The 17,441-nt window shown below is 43.7% G+C and carries 8 protein-coding genes; 5 read left to right on the top strand and 3 right to left on the bottom strand.

What is annotated here, in order from left to right; all coding sequences use genetic code 11:
- Positions 1 to 163: 163 nt before the first annotated feature.
- Positions 164 to 940 (bottom strand): glucose-1-phosphate cytidylyltransferase, encoded by a 777-nt coding sequence (gene rfbF / locus QT974_RS03725; RefSeq protein ID WP_333467198.1) that lies wholly within the window; start codon positions 938 to 940, stop codon positions 164 to 166.
- 247 nt (positions 941 to 1,187) lie between these two features.
- Between rfbF and QT974_RS03720 the strand changes: the two genes are divergently transcribed.
- Together QT974_RS03720 and QT974_RS03715 are read left to right on the top strand one after the other, a co-directional pair.
- The gene (locus tag QT974_RS03720; RefSeq protein ID WP_333467177.1) at positions 1,188 to 1,727 is read left to right on the top strand and encodes an RNase A-like domain-containing protein; all 540 of its coding nucleotides are present in this window, start codon (positions 1,188 to 1,190) and stop codon (positions 1,725 to 1,727) included.
- Positions 1,724 to 2,023 (top strand): contact-dependent growth inhibition system immunity protein, encoded by a 300-nt coding sequence (locus tag QT974_RS03715; RefSeq protein WP_333467176.1) that lies wholly within the window; start codon positions 1,724 to 1,726, stop codon positions 2,021 to 2,023. Before QT974_RS03720 ends, QT974_RS03715 begins: the two co-directional genes overlap by 4 nt.
- A gap of 281 nt (positions 2,024 to 2,304) precedes the next feature.
- Here QT974_RS03715 and QT974_RS03710 read toward each other — a convergent pair whose 3' ends face one another.
- Together QT974_RS03710 and QT974_RS03705 are read right to left on the bottom strand one after the other, a co-directional pair.
- On the bottom strand, positions 2,305 to 3,633 hold the full coding sequence (locus QT974_RS03710; RefSeq protein ID WP_333467175.1) for a GH39 family glycosyl hydrolase: 1,329 nt from the start codon (positions 3,631 to 3,633) through the stop codon (positions 2,305 to 2,307).
- A 142-nt stretch (positions 3,634 to 3,775) separates the two neighbouring features.
- Positions 3,776 to 7,282, bottom strand: a complete 3,507-nt coding sequence (locus tag QT974_RS03705; protein WP_333467174.1) for a glycosyltransferase — start codon at positions 7,280 to 7,282, stop codon at positions 3,776 to 3,778.
- A 305-nt stretch (positions 7,283 to 7,587) separates the two neighbouring features.
- Between QT974_RS03705 and QT974_RS03700 the strand changes: the two genes are divergently transcribed.
- From QT974_RS03700 to QT974_RS03690, 3 genes are all read left to right on the top strand, one after another.
- Positions 7,588 to 9,906: a tetratricopeptide repeat protein gene (locus QT974_RS03700; RefSeq protein WP_333467173.1), complete on the top strand. Its 2,319-nt coding sequence runs from the start codon at positions 7,588 to 7,590 to the stop codon at positions 9,904 to 9,906.
- A gap of 258 nt (positions 9,907 to 10,164) precedes the next feature.
- A complete protein-coding gene (locus QT974_RS03695) occupies positions 10,165 to 11,457 on the top strand; it encodes an ATP-binding protein (protein ID WP_333467172.1) in 1,293 nt (430 codons plus the stop codon).
- Between the two features lie 738 nt (positions 11,458 to 12,195).
- On the top strand, positions 12,196 to 17,391 hold the full coding sequence (locus QT974_RS03690) for a PAS domain S-box protein (RefSeq protein WP_333467171.1): 5,196 nt from the start codon (positions 12,196 to 12,198) through the stop codon (positions 17,389 to 17,391).
- The last annotated feature ends 50 nt before the right edge of the window (positions 17,392 to 17,441 follow it).

Genomic DNA, 17,441 nt, shown 5'->3' with positions numbered 1-17,441 from the left:
CAAAACCCACCTCCGTGGGTTGAATCTTCAGACTCGGCGGTTGAAACCGCGTCTACACAAACAAAACCCACCTCCGTGGGTTGAATCTTCAGACTCGGCGGTTGAAACCGCCGTTTTCCTGATTTCAACCGCCGTCTTCCTGGTTTCAACCGCTATCTTAATCTTATTCCCAAACTTTCCAAGGAGCCTTGCCTTCATCCCAAAGCTCGTTTAAATACTTGTATTCCCGATAAGTATCCATCGCAAAAAAGAAGCCTTCATGGCGGTAAGCCATCAACTGTCCATCTGCCGCCAAACGCTGCATAGGCTCCTGTTCTAAAACACAATCATCCCCACCCAAATACTCAAATATCCGGCGGTTAAATATAATATATCCAACACTAATCCAGCCGTCTATTTGAGGTTTTTCTGCAAATTCTCGTACTTGACCTTCACTATCTACATCCAAAATTCCAAAACGCGAAATCGGGCGAAATGTCGTAACAGTTGCTAGCTTACCGTGAGACTTGTGAAACTCCAGCAATTTCTGAATATCGACATCAGCAACTCCATCGCCGTATGTCACCATAAAATTCTCGTTATCGATATATTTTTCGATTCGTTTTACCCGCCCTCCCGTCAAGCTTTCTGCGCCAGTGTCAGCCAGCGTTACATGAAAATCTTGTTCGCGATGTTCCTGCTGATAGGTGATGCTATTTTTCCGTCCCAGACAGATCGTAAAGTCATTGTTCATGGCTTCATAATTCAGGAAATATTCTTTAATCATGTTCCCGCGATAGCCCAAGCACACAATGAAGTTTTGGAAGCCGTAGTGGGCATAGGTTTTCATGATGTGCCAAATAATCGGGCGCCCGCCGACATCAACTAAAGGCTTGGGGCGAAATTCTGTTTCTTCTCTGAGACGAGTACCAAGACCGCCAGCCAGGATGACTACTTGCATTTTTTCACCTTTGGAAAACTTATCAATTAATCTATCATCAATCATCTGTGATTTTCTCAAAGAATTATTAACAAATTTTCATATTTAGTGAAGCTTTGTAAATCACAAAAAAATATATTATAAATAAAAATAGCGTGCAGGCTGTGCACCGTGCAATTAAATGCTGCGCGCAATTTGTAACTAACTAATGCTAAAGTAGGAAGCAAATAAAAACAGTAGACAACTATACTGAAGATCCGAAATAGCAATGAAAATTAAACTCGATCGCCTAAAAAAGTTTTTAGCTATCCTGTGCGCGATCGCCTCAATGATTGTCTTATTCCAATCGGCAATACCAGGTGTTGGCGCGGCGGTTGTTGCCAGGGATATCTCAACCATAACACAAAACACCACAGCCTTTGTGCCTAGCATACCGGGCGGCGGATTGGACTTTCACGAAGCCGCAGGAGGACACACTTTAGAGAGACACGTTGGCAAAACCGAAGCAGAATTAGCACAGCGACTCGCAAATGACAAGAGAATTTCTGCTGCATCTTCCTTTAGCGACCGTTTTGTTGCTGAAGCGGCGATTGCGGAAGCTATGTACAAAAATGAAAGTCCGATCGACTCCTGGGTGAAAAAAAGAGGCAATCGTTATGCGATCGACTACAATGCTAACAGAATAATTGGCATTACTCTGCGCCGTCGCGCATCCAAAGCAACTTCAGGATCTCGCCTTAAAATTGTCCTCCAGCGCAGCACCAAATTACCTCCCGGATACTTTATTCTCACCGCTTATCCTGAATGATTAATCAATTTCCTCATTTAACCCAATTTTTTAGCTGCTACTTTCACCAAGATTGGCCGCTAGAAGCTGACACTCCCAGCGATATAGTCAACAACTACTGCAACAGCGAACCGCCCGCAAGTGTTGAAGCTGCATCGCAAGAACTTAGCAAATTGCTAGAAATGCCGATTTCCGAATTAGATTTAGAAACATTCATCCTTGATGAATTAGGCTGTTACTATGACCCACAATCGGAAAATAAAACCGTCAGAGAATGGCTAGAATCCGTGCAACAATCTTTGACCGATCGCAGATGATTCGGCGGTTGGAAACCGCTACTACACAAACAATGTCCGCCTCCGCGGACAAGCGAGATAGACGAGTATTTAAGCCTGATTTTTTTGTAGATACTGCCTACTCTTTAGTCTCGCGTTGCGCGGACGAAAGTTTGTGTAGGATCGGTTTCCAACCGCCGGGTTTATAACCGCCTCGGATTTCAAATTAGATCGCACATTTCTCTCAAATCCCATATTTCTTCGTCGGCGTCCGGCGGACGAAAGTTTGTGTAGGATCGGTTTCCAACCGCCGACTTTTACTTTTACTTGCTAATAGTCAACAAATAACCTTCATGTACATTGACGTTAGGAACAACATAAGTCAAGTTATTGCCAGCAACCGAAACACTTTCTTCCTTAACCGCAACCAGCTTTTTTACAGCGCCTTCGAGATTGTTAGGAATCTTCTCTAATTTGAGACTAACTTTTTGACCGCTTTGAATGCCTAGCTGCTGCAAATTTACCAGATTTAAAGTAACGCTGGTTGCTGACGAATAATTGCGATCGAAATAACCCAGTAGCACCTGTGCTTTACCTTCAGGATTTGACTTGCTGGCTAAGGCTGCAAGGCGATCGTTATCCGATCGACTCAGCACCCGCGAATTCACTCCGTCAGCATAAGTTTTGTAAGTCCACCAAGCAGCCCTCGGCTCAAAAGTATTAGGCGTAACCATTCCAGTCAGCGTATTGTTGAAGCAATTACTAACTTTTTTACCTACTGTTGTATCCCAACAAGCTCTGCAAGCACCGTCAGCTTTTGCATACTCTAAGTTATACAAATAACCTAAAATTTCTCCCGGCTGATACTGAGCTAATTCTCCGACAATTTCGTTGACATAAATCTTTTGCAATTTCAGTTCCTTGTAAAAAGGACTTTGTTGAAAATTGCGTTTAGCATCGATTACGTGGTCATCAACAAATAAAATTATTGTGTCGTTGAGCTCGTGCCAAGCTAGGAAATTTACTTCCAGTTTGTTCGCTTTGCAGTAATCCAAAAAAGCGGCCAGATATTCTTTGTTGTAAGTGCTGATGCTCGGCCCGCCAATCATCGCTGATGGGCCCAATTCTTGCCGCAATATTTTGTAAGCCCTTTTGTAAGTTTCAAAGAATTGTTCTCTGCTTCCCTTCCAAAATGGATTTGCTAAATCTGGTTCGTTCCAGATATCCCAAATAATTTTTTTGCCTTTATTTTGCTGGGCTAATTGTCGAATAAATGCTTCCCACGCGGGGTAATTTTGGTAGGGCCAGCCTTTGGGGTTACTCCCGTAGCCCCACAAGTCGCTAACTAATAGTTGAAATTCGGCTCCGCTGGCGATTACTCGATCGTAAATATCGAGTCTTCCGGCGCGCCACAACTTGGGCTGCAAGGGTTTGATCGAGCTATCTGGGGGCTTGCTGGGGTCAATTCCGTGCAAGATGCCGCTCATGGATGTGATAGCGGTGGCTGGCTGTCCAAAATCGACTGTGACGTTCGATCGCATTTGGGCGATCGCTCTTTGCTGCCCAAAATAGGCAATTAACAGCACAGTTAGCACAGCTAAGCAAATTGGCAGTAACTTATTAATATGTTTGAAATTGAAGGTGAATTGCATATTGTATTTTCGGGCTAATTGAGAAATAGGAATCGCTCGCAAACTGCTGGTTTGTAGGGTGCGCAATGCGCACCTTACTTGAGCTCGTAAAAACTAAATTTTTGACTAAAACCAGTTGTTCAGAAATGGAATTGTACCGATTTTAACGACCCGAAAAGGCAACTTCCAAACCCTGGATTGATTCTATCAATTCTTGCCACGCTTTTGAATGAGTTAGCGAGTAAGTATCAAGTTTAACGCCCTTTTCTGAAGATAGCATCACAAAATTTGTGATCCAGCTCAAAATAGTTTCCGTTGTAAACAGCGGCGTGCATTTCCAAGATAACTGCAACTTATCCACCATTCCAGATTCATCTCCGCGATCGAACGCTTGCCATGCCTGCCATACTAGATAGTAGTAGTAGAGCATACTGTCAACTCGATCGATCTGTTTTTTGACTTTTGGGGCGATGGCAAATTGCTCTCGATTGCTGGTAGCAGATAACACTTGTGCGATGACTTCTGCATATTCCACAAGCATCCGTTCTTCCTTGAACATTTCTGCCGCCCGCTGTTTGCAAGCTTGTCCTGAAAGCCTCCTCAATTCTGGATTTTTCACCCACATTTCTACAGTTTCTGCTAACTCCCGTGCTGTTTGTTGAGGGTTTATTTTTGGATCTGCGATTAACTTTCCTGTGTCTCCCAACTCCTCGGGAATGCCGCTGACTGCTGTAGCAATTACGGGCAATTCTTTCGCCATTGCTTCCATTATTGCTAGCGGCATTCCTTCTGCTTCGGAACATAAAATAAAGATGTCGCTGGCGTCCAACCAATCGGCAATATCCCACCGCTGGCCCAAGAATTTAACTTGTTCGGTGACTCCCAATTGACTCACGGTTGTTCTCAATTCCGGTTCCATATTATCGTGAGTGGTAGCACCCGGGCCGGCCCAAACGAAGTATAGCTGCGGCCAAATGGAACTATTTTTCAGTTGGGCGATCGCCTGCAATTGATACTGATATCCTTTAATTGGAGTCAGTCTCGCCGCCGTGAAACAAACCACAGCTTCTTCGGGGATGCCTTGTTCTTGCCGCAGCCGCTGGCGGTTTGAGAGATTGGGCGGCTCAAAATAACTGTCTGGCCTGCCGTAATAAATGACTTTTCCCCGTTCCAGTGGTGTTTTAAACAAAGTCTTGAACAAGTTTAAGTTCTCGTGGGAAACAGCGATTGCGGCCTTAGCTAAATCGTACTGGTAGGACACTGCATCGAAGTAGGGAATCTGATCGCCGCGGTTGAAAGTTTGATAAGTGCGATCGATATAACCGAGAGTAATAACATAAGGTATGTTTTGTTTGATAGCAACTTGTTTTGCTGCAAAATTTGCCAGCGGCCAGCCATCGCTAAATATAATTAAATCAGGTTTAGCTTGCGCGTAAATTGTTTGAGCATCCGTACAATTATAGGCTATTCGCAAAAACTCTTTCATTGTATCGAACTCCAGCCAAATATGCTCTATACCTAGCTGCTGCTGTTCAGCAATTAAAGGATTAGAAGTTCTACTTTGCACGCTAGTAACTCGGTAGCCGTCGGCTGCTAATTTGCACAGCAGCGAGTGGTTGAACTGAGCCAAACCACCGATTCCGTGGTCTTCTGCGTACAGGAGTACGTGTCCTGCAAGCTTACGGCTAATTGAACTAGGCGCTGATTTAAATTGATAGGTATTGTTGGCAGCTTCTACCACCATGTCTTGCCATTCTTTTAAATTTGTTAAGGCATAAACATCAAAGTTGCTGCCGTATTCTTCCGAAGCAACTCTAAAGTTTTCTAACCATTTAAACACTGTTTCTGTGCCAGTAAAAGGCGTATAGTACAGAGATTTTTGCAAGCACTCGACCATTTCTGCTAAATATCCGTCGCGGTACATCCGCCACGCTATCCACACTAAACATTTGTAGCGTTCAGCCTTTTTTAGTCGCCGTATGCGATCGGGTAAATCGTGTCGGGCGAAGAAATTCTCCATCACGATTTCCATACTTGTCATCACTTTCGCTCCGCCAGACATCAGATTTCGATCGTGTTGGCGGTAGCAGGTTAAAATCTCTTTCAACCAAGTACATTGGCAGCCTTTTAAAGCTAAACGCAAAGCAAAATCTAAATCTTCGGTTGGCGGAAAGCGGGGGTCAAAACCGCCAACACGTTCCCACCACTCGCGCCGCAGCATCATCGCGCTGGGACGCACATTTTTGTATACTACGAAGGTTTCTAAATCTAACTTGGGCGCGGCTTCCCAAGGCAGCGATGCACAGATATCTTTTCCTGTTTCATCCACCATCAACCAGCCGTTTTGTACCATTCCTAAAGAGGGATTAGCTTCAAAACAAGCAATTTGTTTGGCGAGTTTTTCGGGCAGGAAAAAGTCGTCGGCATCTAGAAAAGCTAAAAATTCCCCTTTAGCCAGTTCGCAAGCGCGATTTCGAGCTATTGCTGCTCCTTGATTTTCTTGATAGACGTACTGAATTACATCGCGGTAAGGCTCTAAAACTCGCTTTGTATTGTCTGTTGACCCGTCGTCTACGACAATAATTTCCCAGTTTTGGTAAGTTTGATTGACAACGCTATCCACGGCTGTGCTAATGTAACGCTCGCAGTTGTACGCGGGGATAATGACGCTGACTCGCGGTGTTTTTGAAGGAAGTATGCTAGTCATTATTTTTTTCCATTGTGATAAGTTTCGTAATGATTCAAAGTCGATTGTGACTCCGTAAGTTTGAGCAATAGCAGTCAGACGTTTGAGCCAATCGGTGACTGTTTTTATGGCAGAATAAGGACTGTAATAGAGAGATTTTTGATAGAATTCAACCGCCTCTACTGGATAGCTACTATAATACAATTGCCACGCCATCCAAGTCAATGCTTCGTAGAAAGCTCGATTTTCTAATTCGCGGATGTGCTGCGGCAAATCTGGTTTAGCAAAAAATTGCTGTTTTAAGGTTATAAAAAGATTTGCTTGTTTCAGGGCTTTTTTTATGGATACATTTTGGTCGTGCTGGCGGTAGGATACTGTGATTTGACGCAGCCAAGCTGCTTCGCAACCCAATACTGCCAAACGTAACATTAAATCTGAATCATCTACTGAATCAAACTCTGAATTAAATCCGCCTGCAATTTCTATCCACTGGCGCGAAAACATCATGGCGCTGGGAAGTACGGGCATTTGTACTATCCAAGTTTCTAAGTCTAATTTGGGGAAATATTCCCAAGGTTTTATATTGGAAATTATCTCGCCTTGCTGGTTGACTATGCGCCAGCCGCTGTTGACAATTCCTAGGGATGGTTGCTGGCGAAATAGCGCTATTTGTGCTGCTAGTTTATCTGGAAAAAAGAAGTCGTCTTGATCTAAAAAAGCAATGAATTCGCCTTTTGCTTCCTCAATTCCTCGGTTGCGCGCGGCAGCGACTCCTCGATTTTCTTGATATATGTAGCGAATTTTGTGAAGATAAGGCTGCAATACTTGATGTGTCCGATCCGTCGAACCGTCGTCTACTACGATAATTTCCGAATCTCTAAAGGTTTGCCCTAGAGCGCTTTCTACGGCTTGTACAATGTAGCGAGATCCGTTGTATGCTGGTATAATTACGCTGACTTGCGGTGTGTGAGTGGCTGCTAACATTATTTACCTCGCTGTTAAGTAAAAGGAAGAGGGAAGAGGAAGGAAGAAGATATACACAGCAAGCTTGAGTGCGAGCCGCATTTTGCATTTTATTAAGTCGATTTACTTAACTGGTTGCTATCTTAGTTTAATCGAAATAGGTTTTTGCTTAAATTATGTTAAATTAACTTAAAGTCCGATCGCGCAAATCTAGTGCAGGCGATCGGGTATTTACAGCTAGGGAGATGTCTCAGGGCCATGCTGAGATCGGGCAAATTTTGTTCTCAAGTTACACTGAAAATTATTACTAAACAGGAACGCCAAAAGTGAATTCAGAAACAGCAGCCGTTGATTTACAGCAACAAGCAGAAATTTATTTGGCAACAGGAAAATTGGATGAGGCGATCGCCCTAGGTAGCGATTTTTTGGCATCCCACCCGGATTCTGCCGAGACTTGCAAAACTTTGGGAAAGGCTCTGCAAGCTCAGGGTAAGCTAGAAGACGCGCGCTATTGGTATAAAGTTGCGATCGCCCAGAAACCAGATTTTGCTGAAGCTTACGCTAACTTAGGCACGCTCTGCGCTAGTTTGCAACAATGGCAAGAGGCGATCGCCTGTTACCAAAAAGCTATCTCCCTACAACCAGACTTTGCAGGATTTTACCGCAATTTGAGCCGCATATTTACCGAAGTCGGTCAAGCCGAGGAAGCGACAGATTGCTGGTATCAAGCACTGATGGTGGAACCGAGCGAAATAGCGGAAGAATATCTCGATTTTGGCAATAAATTGTTGGCACAAAACAAGCCAGAAAAAGCCCTGGTTTGTTACCACCGCACAATTTATTTAAATCCCAGTTTTTGCGAAGCTTATTGCCAAGTAGCTGCCGCATCTAGCGAGCTAAAACAGTGGGATGAAGCTATTATTAACTACCGCAAAGCTATTAAACTTCAACCGGATATCTCCGAGTTTTATTACAAATTAGGCAATGTTTTGCAAGCAAAGGAACTCTGGCACGAAGCCGAGTTAGCTTACCGCGAAAGTATTGAGTTAAATCCAAATTCTTTTTGGTCTTATTCAAATTTAGGCGCAGTGCTGCTAAAGTTAGAGCAATGGCAAGAAGCTGTGATTGTCTACCGCACTGCTGTTGAAATTAACCCTGAGTTTTCTTGGTCTTACTACAGCATCGGCGAAGCTTGCAGTCAACTAAAACAATGGTCGAAAGCTGCGGCAGCATACCAGCGGGCCGTTGACTTAGATCCCAATTCTTCGGGCTCTTTTCATAAGTTGGGAGACGCGCTTTTTCAACTAGAAAAATTTTCGGAAGCTGCCACAGCTTACCAGCGAGCGATCGCAATTAATTCCGATTTTTTTTGGTCTCACTATAATTTAGCTTTAACTTTAGTTAAAATCGAGAATTGGTTGGCAGCAACCTTCGCCTACCAGCGGGCGATCGAACTCAATCCTGATTTTTCTTGGACTTACCACAATTTAGGAGAAACGCTGTTAAAAACCCAGCAGTGGAAAGCAGCAGCTACCGCTTATCACCGTGCTATTGAACTCAACCCCAATCTGGGTTGGTCTTATTACAATTTAGGCGATGCTTTGACGCAGATGCACGACTGGAACGAGGCTGTTTCTGCTTACCTTTGCGCGTTACAAATCCAGCCGGATCTGCCCAACATTTACACCAAGTTAAGCGATGCTCTGATCAAAAGAGTTCCGGCAGGTTTAGACGCCGCCACCAGCTACTATCACCACGCATTGCAGCCGCTGCACGCTCCTGAATTTTACTGCGAAATCGGTCAAAAGTTTGCCGAGGACGATCGGCTCGATGCAGCCACTGTTTTGTACTTGATGGCTTTAGAAATTCGGCCAGAAGATGCAGCAATATCCGGGAAATTAGCGGATATTGTCGAGAAAAAGCACTCATCGGGCGATCGCAGTATATTATTAGAGTTGGAGGCTGAGGATATTCGCGATCGCTACCTTGCTCGAGTCGTTAAAAATCGTACCTTTGCAGAAGTCGGCGGATTGTGGGGAACTGTCAACGAAAAAGTATCTGTAGCCAGCAAATACGGTGCCGTTTCTCTAACAATGATTGATGTTACACCCGCCGCCGCAGAATTTTGGCAAGATTTTCGCGATCGCATGGCAAGTTTAAATATTGCTAATTATAATTGTATCAGTCGCGATATAACTCAGATTCAGCTTTCCGAAATTGGCGAGCCTTACGGTGTCATCCACTGTGCAGGAGTTTTGTACCATCACCCCCACCCTTTGCAAATTTTAACTAGCTTGCGTCAAATCACTGGGGAGTATTTAATCTTAACTTCAGCTATTACCCAAGAACTTATAGAAAACGAGCGGGGACGTTATCAAATTCCAGCTTCTGGGGTAATCTTTATTCCCGCTTTGGGCGAAGCAGAACGAGCTATCTTAACAGCTTACTGGCAGCAATACACCCACGGCACACCAATTTTTGGACTATTTCAGAAAGCAGTTTTTGATATCAACGACTTTGGGCCGTGGTGGTGGCTGCCTACAGCTTCTGCTTTAGAATCTATGTGCAAAGTAGCTGGATTTAAGGTTTTAGATAAAGGCTTGACTTGGCACAATAATGCTCTGACTCTCCTGTTGCAGGTTTAAAGATTTGCTAATAAAAGATAACAGCAATTCCCCAAAAAACGGCGGGCGAACAGGTTTTTACCTAAAATTTTTTATTCGCCCAACTTTTTGTAATAATATTTTCGGGGATTAGCGCACAATATAGCAACTTCAAAAAACAGTCCATAAGTTATCAATTACTTACTGAAAATCTCCGCAAATTCATTTTTCCATAGATCGCATCTACTTGCATCATTTGCAATACTTACTATAACTGTTCTTAAAACAGGAAAATAATCAATGAAAAATCAAGCAGAAGAAACGCCATTAGGAAACATTTTAGTAGTAGATGATACTCCAGAAAACCTGCGCCTGCTATCTACGATGTTGACTCATCGGGGGTACGCGCCCCGCTGCGTGATTAACGGGCAAATGGCTCTGAGAGCCTGCAATTCTAATCCGCCGGATTTGATATTGCTCGATATAATGATGCCGGAAATGAACGGCTACGAAGTCTGCCAGCACCTGAAATCGGAACCTAAAACTCGCGAAATTCCGGTAATTTTTATCAGCGCTAAAGATGAAGTATTTGACAAAGTAAATGCCTTTGCTGTGGGAGCAGTTGACTACATCAGCAAGCCCTTTCAGTTTGAAGAAGTTCTCGCCCGCATCGAAAGTCACCTCACCCTCCAGAAGTTACAAAAGCAGCTAAAAGAACAAAATGTGCTGCTTCAAGAAGAAATTACCAGCCGCTTGATTGTTGAAAAAACTCTTTATGAAAAAAACCAAATTTTGCAACAAGAAATTAGCAACCGCCTCGCCGTTGAAAAAGCCCTGCAAGAACAAAATTTGCTCCTCCAACAAGAGATATCGAATCGCCAGCGCGCCGAATCTGCTCTCTTAAAATCTAACCAAGAATTGGCGCGTTCCAATGCAGAATTAGAACAATTTGCTTATGTGGCTTCTCACGACTTGCAAGCGCCTTTAGCAACCATTGCTAGTTACGCTCAACTTTTAGAAAAACGCTACAAAGACCAACTGGACAGCCAAGCTATTAAGTTTATTCACAATATCGTTCAGGGCTGCACCAGAATGCAAACTTTAATTGACGATTTGCTCGAATATTCGCGACTTGGCCGCAGCCGGCAACCTTTTCAACTGACAAATTGCAATCACGCAGTCCAGCAAGCAATTGCTAACCTGCAAGGGGCAATCCGCGACACTCAAGCGGTTGTTACCTACGGCGAACTACCACCGGTAATGGGAGATATTTCTCAGCTCGTACAGCTCTTTCAAAATTTACTCGGTAATGCGATTAAATATCGCCAAGATGCACCGCCTGCGGTGCATATTATCGCTTGCAAACAGGAAGAAAACTGGTTGTTTTCTGTGTCTGACAATGGCATTGGCATTGCTTTGCAGCATCAAGAACGCATATTTCAAATTTTCCAGCGCTTGCACACTCAAAGAGAATATTCTGGGACAGGCATTGGTTTAGCAATTTGTCAAAAGATTGTGGAACGTCACGGTGGAAGTATTTGGGTCGTATCGGAACCTGGTCAAGGTTCAACTTTTCATTTTACTCTGTCTTGATTGATACATCATGCAGGCACTTATAGCTTTACTCAGATAGATGAGATACAAGTTGAGATTTGAGATTTTTAGATTTGAGATTTGAGAATTTGAGAATTTGAGGATTCGAGGATTGGGCAATTTGGGGATTTGGGGATTCGGGGATTGCAGGATTTTGTAATTCTTAATTAATTGGTGAATACCCGATATTTGAGAGAACCGCTATAGAAAGCTGAAGGCAGGGTAGGCTGAAGAAAATTATATACATCAAGCTATAATCGGGAAATTACAAGGTAGAAGTTAATACCATTTTCTATTGGCTTGGCAATTTTAAATTAAATAATTCAAGAGTTGGGCATTACTCGCCCAACAACGGATGCTTGCTTTCCGACAGCAGGCGCAACCCGTCCCAATTTTATAATCCTGTTCAAACCCCGAAATTCATCTCTGCTGTAAATCTCGGATTCTTCAATTTTTTAATCTAAAATATACTGACTGATAGCGCTTGGGGTTGAGAGCTTGTGTTTTCTTGCATTCTTTTTTGAAACTTGTATAAATTGCCAGTTAGAACCAAAAAGGTTTTACGTTGACAGCAAAGTCGGTTTGTGATATAATCATAACTCTTAAACAAAGCTTTTGTAGCGTTCGCTCGCACCCCAGTCTCACCGCCGACGTATGTGTCTGTGCAATTCAATAATTGCCTCTGAAATTTCAGATAAAATTCTAGTTAGCTTCAGAAAAAATTGATTAATAACTATTATGAAAGCAGTTTTTAACTTAGCTTTGCCTCCTACCTGCTTTAAAGTTTTGTTAGTAGAAGACAACCCTCAAGAAGCTGAGCTGATCGAAGATTTGTTGTCAGGAATTAGGGGTGAACAACGTATATTAGTGACGAAGGTAGAGCGGCTCAGCGAAGCGCAGCAGCGATTGAATCTAGAAACTTTTGACATAATTTTATTAGACCTTTCACTGCCAGATAGTCTGGGAATCGAGACGGTGGCTCGGGTGCAAGAGTACGCGGTAAATGTGCCGATCGTAGTTTTGACCGCCCAAAACGATCAAGAGCTTGCCCTGCGGTTGATTTCGGTGGGCGTACAGGATTATTTAGTTAAAAGAAAAATCGACGGCGAACTGTTAATTCGATCGCTCCGTTACGCCATAGAACGCCAGAACAGTCAAGATGCTTTACGCAAAAGCGAAGAAAAATATCGCTCGGTAGTCGAAAATTCCCTGATCGGAATTGCCATCGTCGCTCCAATTATTGACCCCGGCATTCCTGAAAACTGCAATTGGATAGAAGTTAACGATGCGCTATGCGATTTGCTCGGTTACGAGCGCGACGAACTCGTGCAAAAGCATTGGCTGGAGTTGACTTATCCAGAGGATTTTGATACTAATCTTTCAAAATTGTCTGAGATTTTATCAGGTAAGACTGACGGTTACATATCAGATAAAAGGTGGTTCAAAAAAGACGGCGAAATAGTTTACACGCGAGTTTCGCTGCGGTGTATCCGCGGTCTGGATGGGTCGATAGACCGGATAATTGAAGTAGTGTTAGATGTGAGCGATCGCTACCGCTATGAAGCGCAGCTCAAAGCCTCAGAAGAATTTTTAAACCACACCATAAATGCGATTCCAGACCCGATTTTTGTTAAAGACGATCGGCACCGCTGGATGATATTAAATGATGCTTTTTGTCAGTTCCTCGGTCAGTCGCGAGCAGAACTAATCGGCAAATCTGATTATGACTTTTTTTCCCAATCAGAAGCTGCTGTTTTTTGGGTCAAAGATGAAGAAATCTTGAGAAAAGAGATATGTTTAGAAACTGAAGATACTTTTACAAACCAGGCAGGCAAAGAACACATCATTTCTACCAAGAAAAGCGGATTTCAAAGAGCGGATGGCAGTAAAGTAATAGTAGGGACAATTAGAGATATTACCGAATACAGACGGCAGCAAACAGCGCTGGAACAAAGCGAAGCTCGCTTTCAAAAATTGGTAGCCAACTTGCCGGGAATAATTTATCAATTCCGAAGGTCGGCAACTGGAGAAATATCTTTCCCCTACGTCTCTTCTGGCAGCCGCCAACTCTACGAATTAGAGCCAGAAGCAATAGAGCAAAATGCGGAACTGCTTTTCGCCGGAATTCATGCAGACGATCGCTTAGATTTTGAAGCGTCGATCGCACTTTCTGCTACTACTCTGGAACCTTGGCAGCAGCAGTGGCGGCAGATTTTGCGATCGGGAAAAGTTAAGTGGTTGCAAGGCTCGTCGAGACCGGAAACGCTGAATCATCCGAGTAAATCTGGGAGCGAACGCGATATTATCTGGGACGGTTTAGTGATGGATATCACTGAGTTGAAGCAGGCACAAACAGAGCGCGATCGCTTTTTTACGATTTCCTTAGACTTGCTTTGCATTGCTGGTTTCGACGGCTATTTTAAACGATTAAACCCTGCTTGGTCAACGGCCCTGGGCTACAGCAGCGCCGAACTGCTCGCAAGGCCTGTAATCGAATTTGTTCATCCAGACGATCGAGAAGCCACCGCAGCCGAAATTGGAAAACTAATAACGGGTACGTCCAGCCTCTGCTTTGAAAATCGCTATACCTGCAAAGACGGTTCTTACAAATGGTTGCTGTGGACGGCATCGCCCTTTAGCGAAGAAGGTTTAATTTACGCGGTTGCACGCGATATTACTTCTCGCAAACAAGCTGAGTCGGAACTTCAGCGGCAAGCAGTCGCTATGGGCGCTGCTTATGACGGCATAGCTATTTTTAACGATGCTAAAGAATGTATTTATTCAAACGAGGCTTATCTGAAAATGTATGGCTTTGCTAGCGCTAGCGAACTGCATGGGAACAAATGGAAAATGCTGTATCGCGATGCAGAAATTCAATATTTTGAACAACAAGTAATGCCGCTACTCCAGGAAAAAGGGTACTGCAATATAGAAGCAACTGGCCTGCGCCGCGACGGTACTGTGTTCCCTCAAGAATTATCGCTGACCATGCTTGCAGGCGGTGAGATTATTTCGATAGTCCGCGATATCACCAAAAGAAAACAAGCAGAATCTGCACTGCAATTGAGTCAGCGACGCTATCAAATTTTGGCAGAAGCATCGCCGGTTTGCATATTTCACAGCGATGCGTTTGGTAATTGTCTTTATGTCAATCAGCGGTGGAGCGAAATCACCGGATTAAATTCAGAATTGGCAGTGGAAACAGGCTGGATGAATGCCATCCATCCCGATGATGCGGAGCGGGTGAAAAATGAATGGTATCGAGCAATTATTGACCGAATTCCTTTTAAATCAGAATACCGCTTTCTGCGTCCAGACAGTCGTGTAATTTGGGTCATCGGCCAGGCGGTCGCCGAAATCGGAGAAAATCAGGAAATTAAAGGCTATATCGGCAGTATTACTGATATTAGCGATCGCAAACAAGCAGAATTAGATTTACTGCGGGTGACTCAAGCCGTAGAAAGCACCAGCGACGCGATCGGCATTGCTGACTTGACAGGGCGATCGATCTACCACAATCAGGCGTTTGTTCAGCGGTACGGCTACACAGCAGAAGAACTGAATACAGCGGGCGGAGCAGCGGCGATTTACCCGCAAACTCAAGTGCTGTTAGAAATGTTTAAAACGATCCGTAAAGGCAAATCTTGGCAAGGCGAACTTAAAATCAAAACTCAAAGCAACGAACTGGTAACAACTTTATTTCGTGCCGACTGCATTAAAGATGAAAGTGGCAATTTAATCGGGTTAGTAGGAGTAATTACCGACATCACCGATCGCAAACAAGCCGAGATGGCGCTGCTGCAACAATTAAGGCGAGAACGCCTGGTAGTTGCCATGCTCGATCGCGTTCGCTCCTCCCTCAATTTAGAAGAAGTGCTCACCGCTGCTGTCGAACAAGTGCGGCAATTTTTGCAAACAGACCGTACAGTTATTTACCGCTTCAATCCCGACTGGAGCGGCCTTGTAGTTGTGGAATCCGTCGCCAAAAATCGAACTTCCCTGGGAAATTTTAACAATTTCGATCCTTGTTTTAGAGATGAATTTGTGGACATTTACCAGCAAGGATGTATTCGAGCTATAGAAGATATTTATGCTGAAGGACTCAGCGAATGCCACATTAATTTTCTCGAACAATTTGAAGTTAAAGCTAACTTAGTAGTGCCGATTCTCAAAGCACGAGAAAGCATTTCCCATTCCCAACCCACCGTAGAAAATCAGCTCTGGGGACTGCTAATCGCCCACGATTGCAGCGGCCCCCGTTCCTGGGATTCCTCAGAAATTGAATCCCTCCGTCAATTGTGCGTCCAATTGGCGATCGCGATCCAGCAATCGACGTTGTTTCAACAAGCACAAACCGAAATTGCCGATCGCAAACAAGCAGAAGCCGCCCTACAATTAGCCGCATTAGCAGCAGAAACCGCCAACCGCGCCAAAAGCGAATTTCTCGCCAACATGAGCCACGAACTGCGCACACCTTTAAACGGCGTTTTAGGTTACGCTCAAATCATTAAAATCGACAAAGACTTAAACTCTGAACACCAAGAAAGTCTCAGCAACATTCAACAGTGCGGCGAACACCTGCTGATGTTAATCGACGATGTTTTAGACCTTTCCAAAATCGAAGCTAGAAAAATGGAACTCTACCCGCAAGAGTTAAATTTTCTAAATTTTACGAAAAACATTGCCAATCTCTTTCAGATGCGGGCAGATCAAAAAGGAATTTCTTTTAATTACGAAGAAGTATCTCCCCTGCCTAGCTGCGTCCGTGTAGATCAAAAAAGATTGCGCCAAATTTTGATAAATTTACTCAGCAATGCCGTTAAATTTACTAACAGCGGCGGAGTCAGTTTCAAAGTCGGCTATGTCGGCACAGAGGCTTGGAGTCGATGCCAAGGAGAACATTATGAATTCTCAATTTTAAGTTCTGAAATGAAAGATAATTATCTGCGATTTGCTCATAATACGCTGACGGCAAAAAACACTTTAAAAATCCGCTTTCAAGTCGAGGATAGTGGCATAGGGATAGATAAAAAAAAGTTAGAAGAAATATTTTTGCCCTTCCATCAAGTCGGAGGAAATACATTTGTTGAAGGGACTGGTCTGGGACTCTCAATTAGTCAAAAATTAGCCAAGCTGATGGGCAGCGAAATTCGCGTTAACAGCACTTTGGGCAAAGGCAGCACTTTCTGGGTGGATTTAGAATTGCCCGCAGCAAAACGGTACTTAGAGGTTTCTGCTTTGCGGGACAAACGCTGGATTGTCGGTTTTTTGGGCAACAAGCGGAAAGTGCTAATCGTAGACGACAATCCACTAAATCGCGATTTGTTGTGCAGGCTGCTGGGACGTTTGGGATTTGAAATTGCTGAAGCTCAAAACGGTCAAGAATGCCTCTGCAAAGCAGTAGAATTTCTACCGGATGTAATTTTAATGGACTTGCGGATGCCTGTAATGGATGGCTTAGAAACTGCAAGGAGATTGCGGAAGTTGTCGGCATTAAAAGATGTCGTGTTAATCGCTCTGTCAGCTAGCGTTTTTGAGGCTACGCAGCAAGAGAGCATCCTGGCAGGGTGCAATGATTTTGTTCCCAAGCCGATCGAAGCAAATCACTTTTTGGAACAGTTGCGCGTGCATCTGGGACTAGAATGGATTTACGAGGAATCTTCCGATAGCAAAAAGCGGACAACTCAGAGTTTGTCACCAGCATCTAATCTTCCTGCTTATTCTTCTCTGTTACCTGCCGCCGCTGACTCGATAGCTAAACTTTTGAAACTCGCAGCTATGGGCGACATTGAAGAAATTTTTGAGGAAAGTGCTAAGCTCGAAAATTTTGAGCAAAAATTAGTACCGTTTGTCTATCGGCTGCGCCAACTTGCTAAGGGATTTCAGCTCAAACAAATTCGGAGTATTTTAAAGGAATATATTGATGGTCATTAGTCATTAGTCATTAGTCATTAGTCATTAGTCATTAGTTATTAGTTATTAGT

Source organism: Microcoleus sp. BM001215392, from assembly GCF_036700185.1.
GTDB lineage: Bacteria > Cyanobacteriota > Cyanobacteriia > Cyanobacteriales > Microcoleaceae > Microcoleus.
Note: the sequence above shows the minus strand (reverse complement) of the source record. Positions and strands in the feature narration are given on the sequence as shown.

Coding starts and splice junctions, on each gene's coding strand:
- rfbF (WP_333467198.1), bottom strand. CDS start 940: ATGCAAGTAGTCATCCTGGCTGGCGGTCTTGGTACTCGTCTCAGAGAA.
- QT974_RS03720 (WP_333467177.1), top strand. CDS start 1,188: ATGAAAATTAAACTCGATCGCCTAAAAAAGTTTTTAGCTATCCTGTGC.
- QT974_RS03715 (WP_333467176.1), top strand. CDS start 1,724: ATGATTAATCAATTTCCTCATTTAACCCAATTTTTTAGCTGCTACTTT.
- QT974_RS03710 (WP_333467175.1), bottom strand. CDS start 3,633: ATGCAATTCACCTTCAATTTCAAACATATTAATAAGTTACTGCCAATT.
- QT974_RS03705 (WP_333467174.1), bottom strand. CDS start 7,282: ATGTTAGCAGCCACTCACACACCGCAAGTCAGCGTAATTATACCAGCA.
- QT974_RS03695 (WP_333467172.1), top strand. CDS start 10,165: ATGAAAAATCAAGCAGAAGAAACGCCATTAGGAAACATTTTAGTAGTA.
- QT974_RS03690 (WP_333467171.1), top strand. CDS start 12,196: ATGAAAGCAGTTTTTAACTTAGCTTTGCCTCCTACCTGCTTTAAAGTT.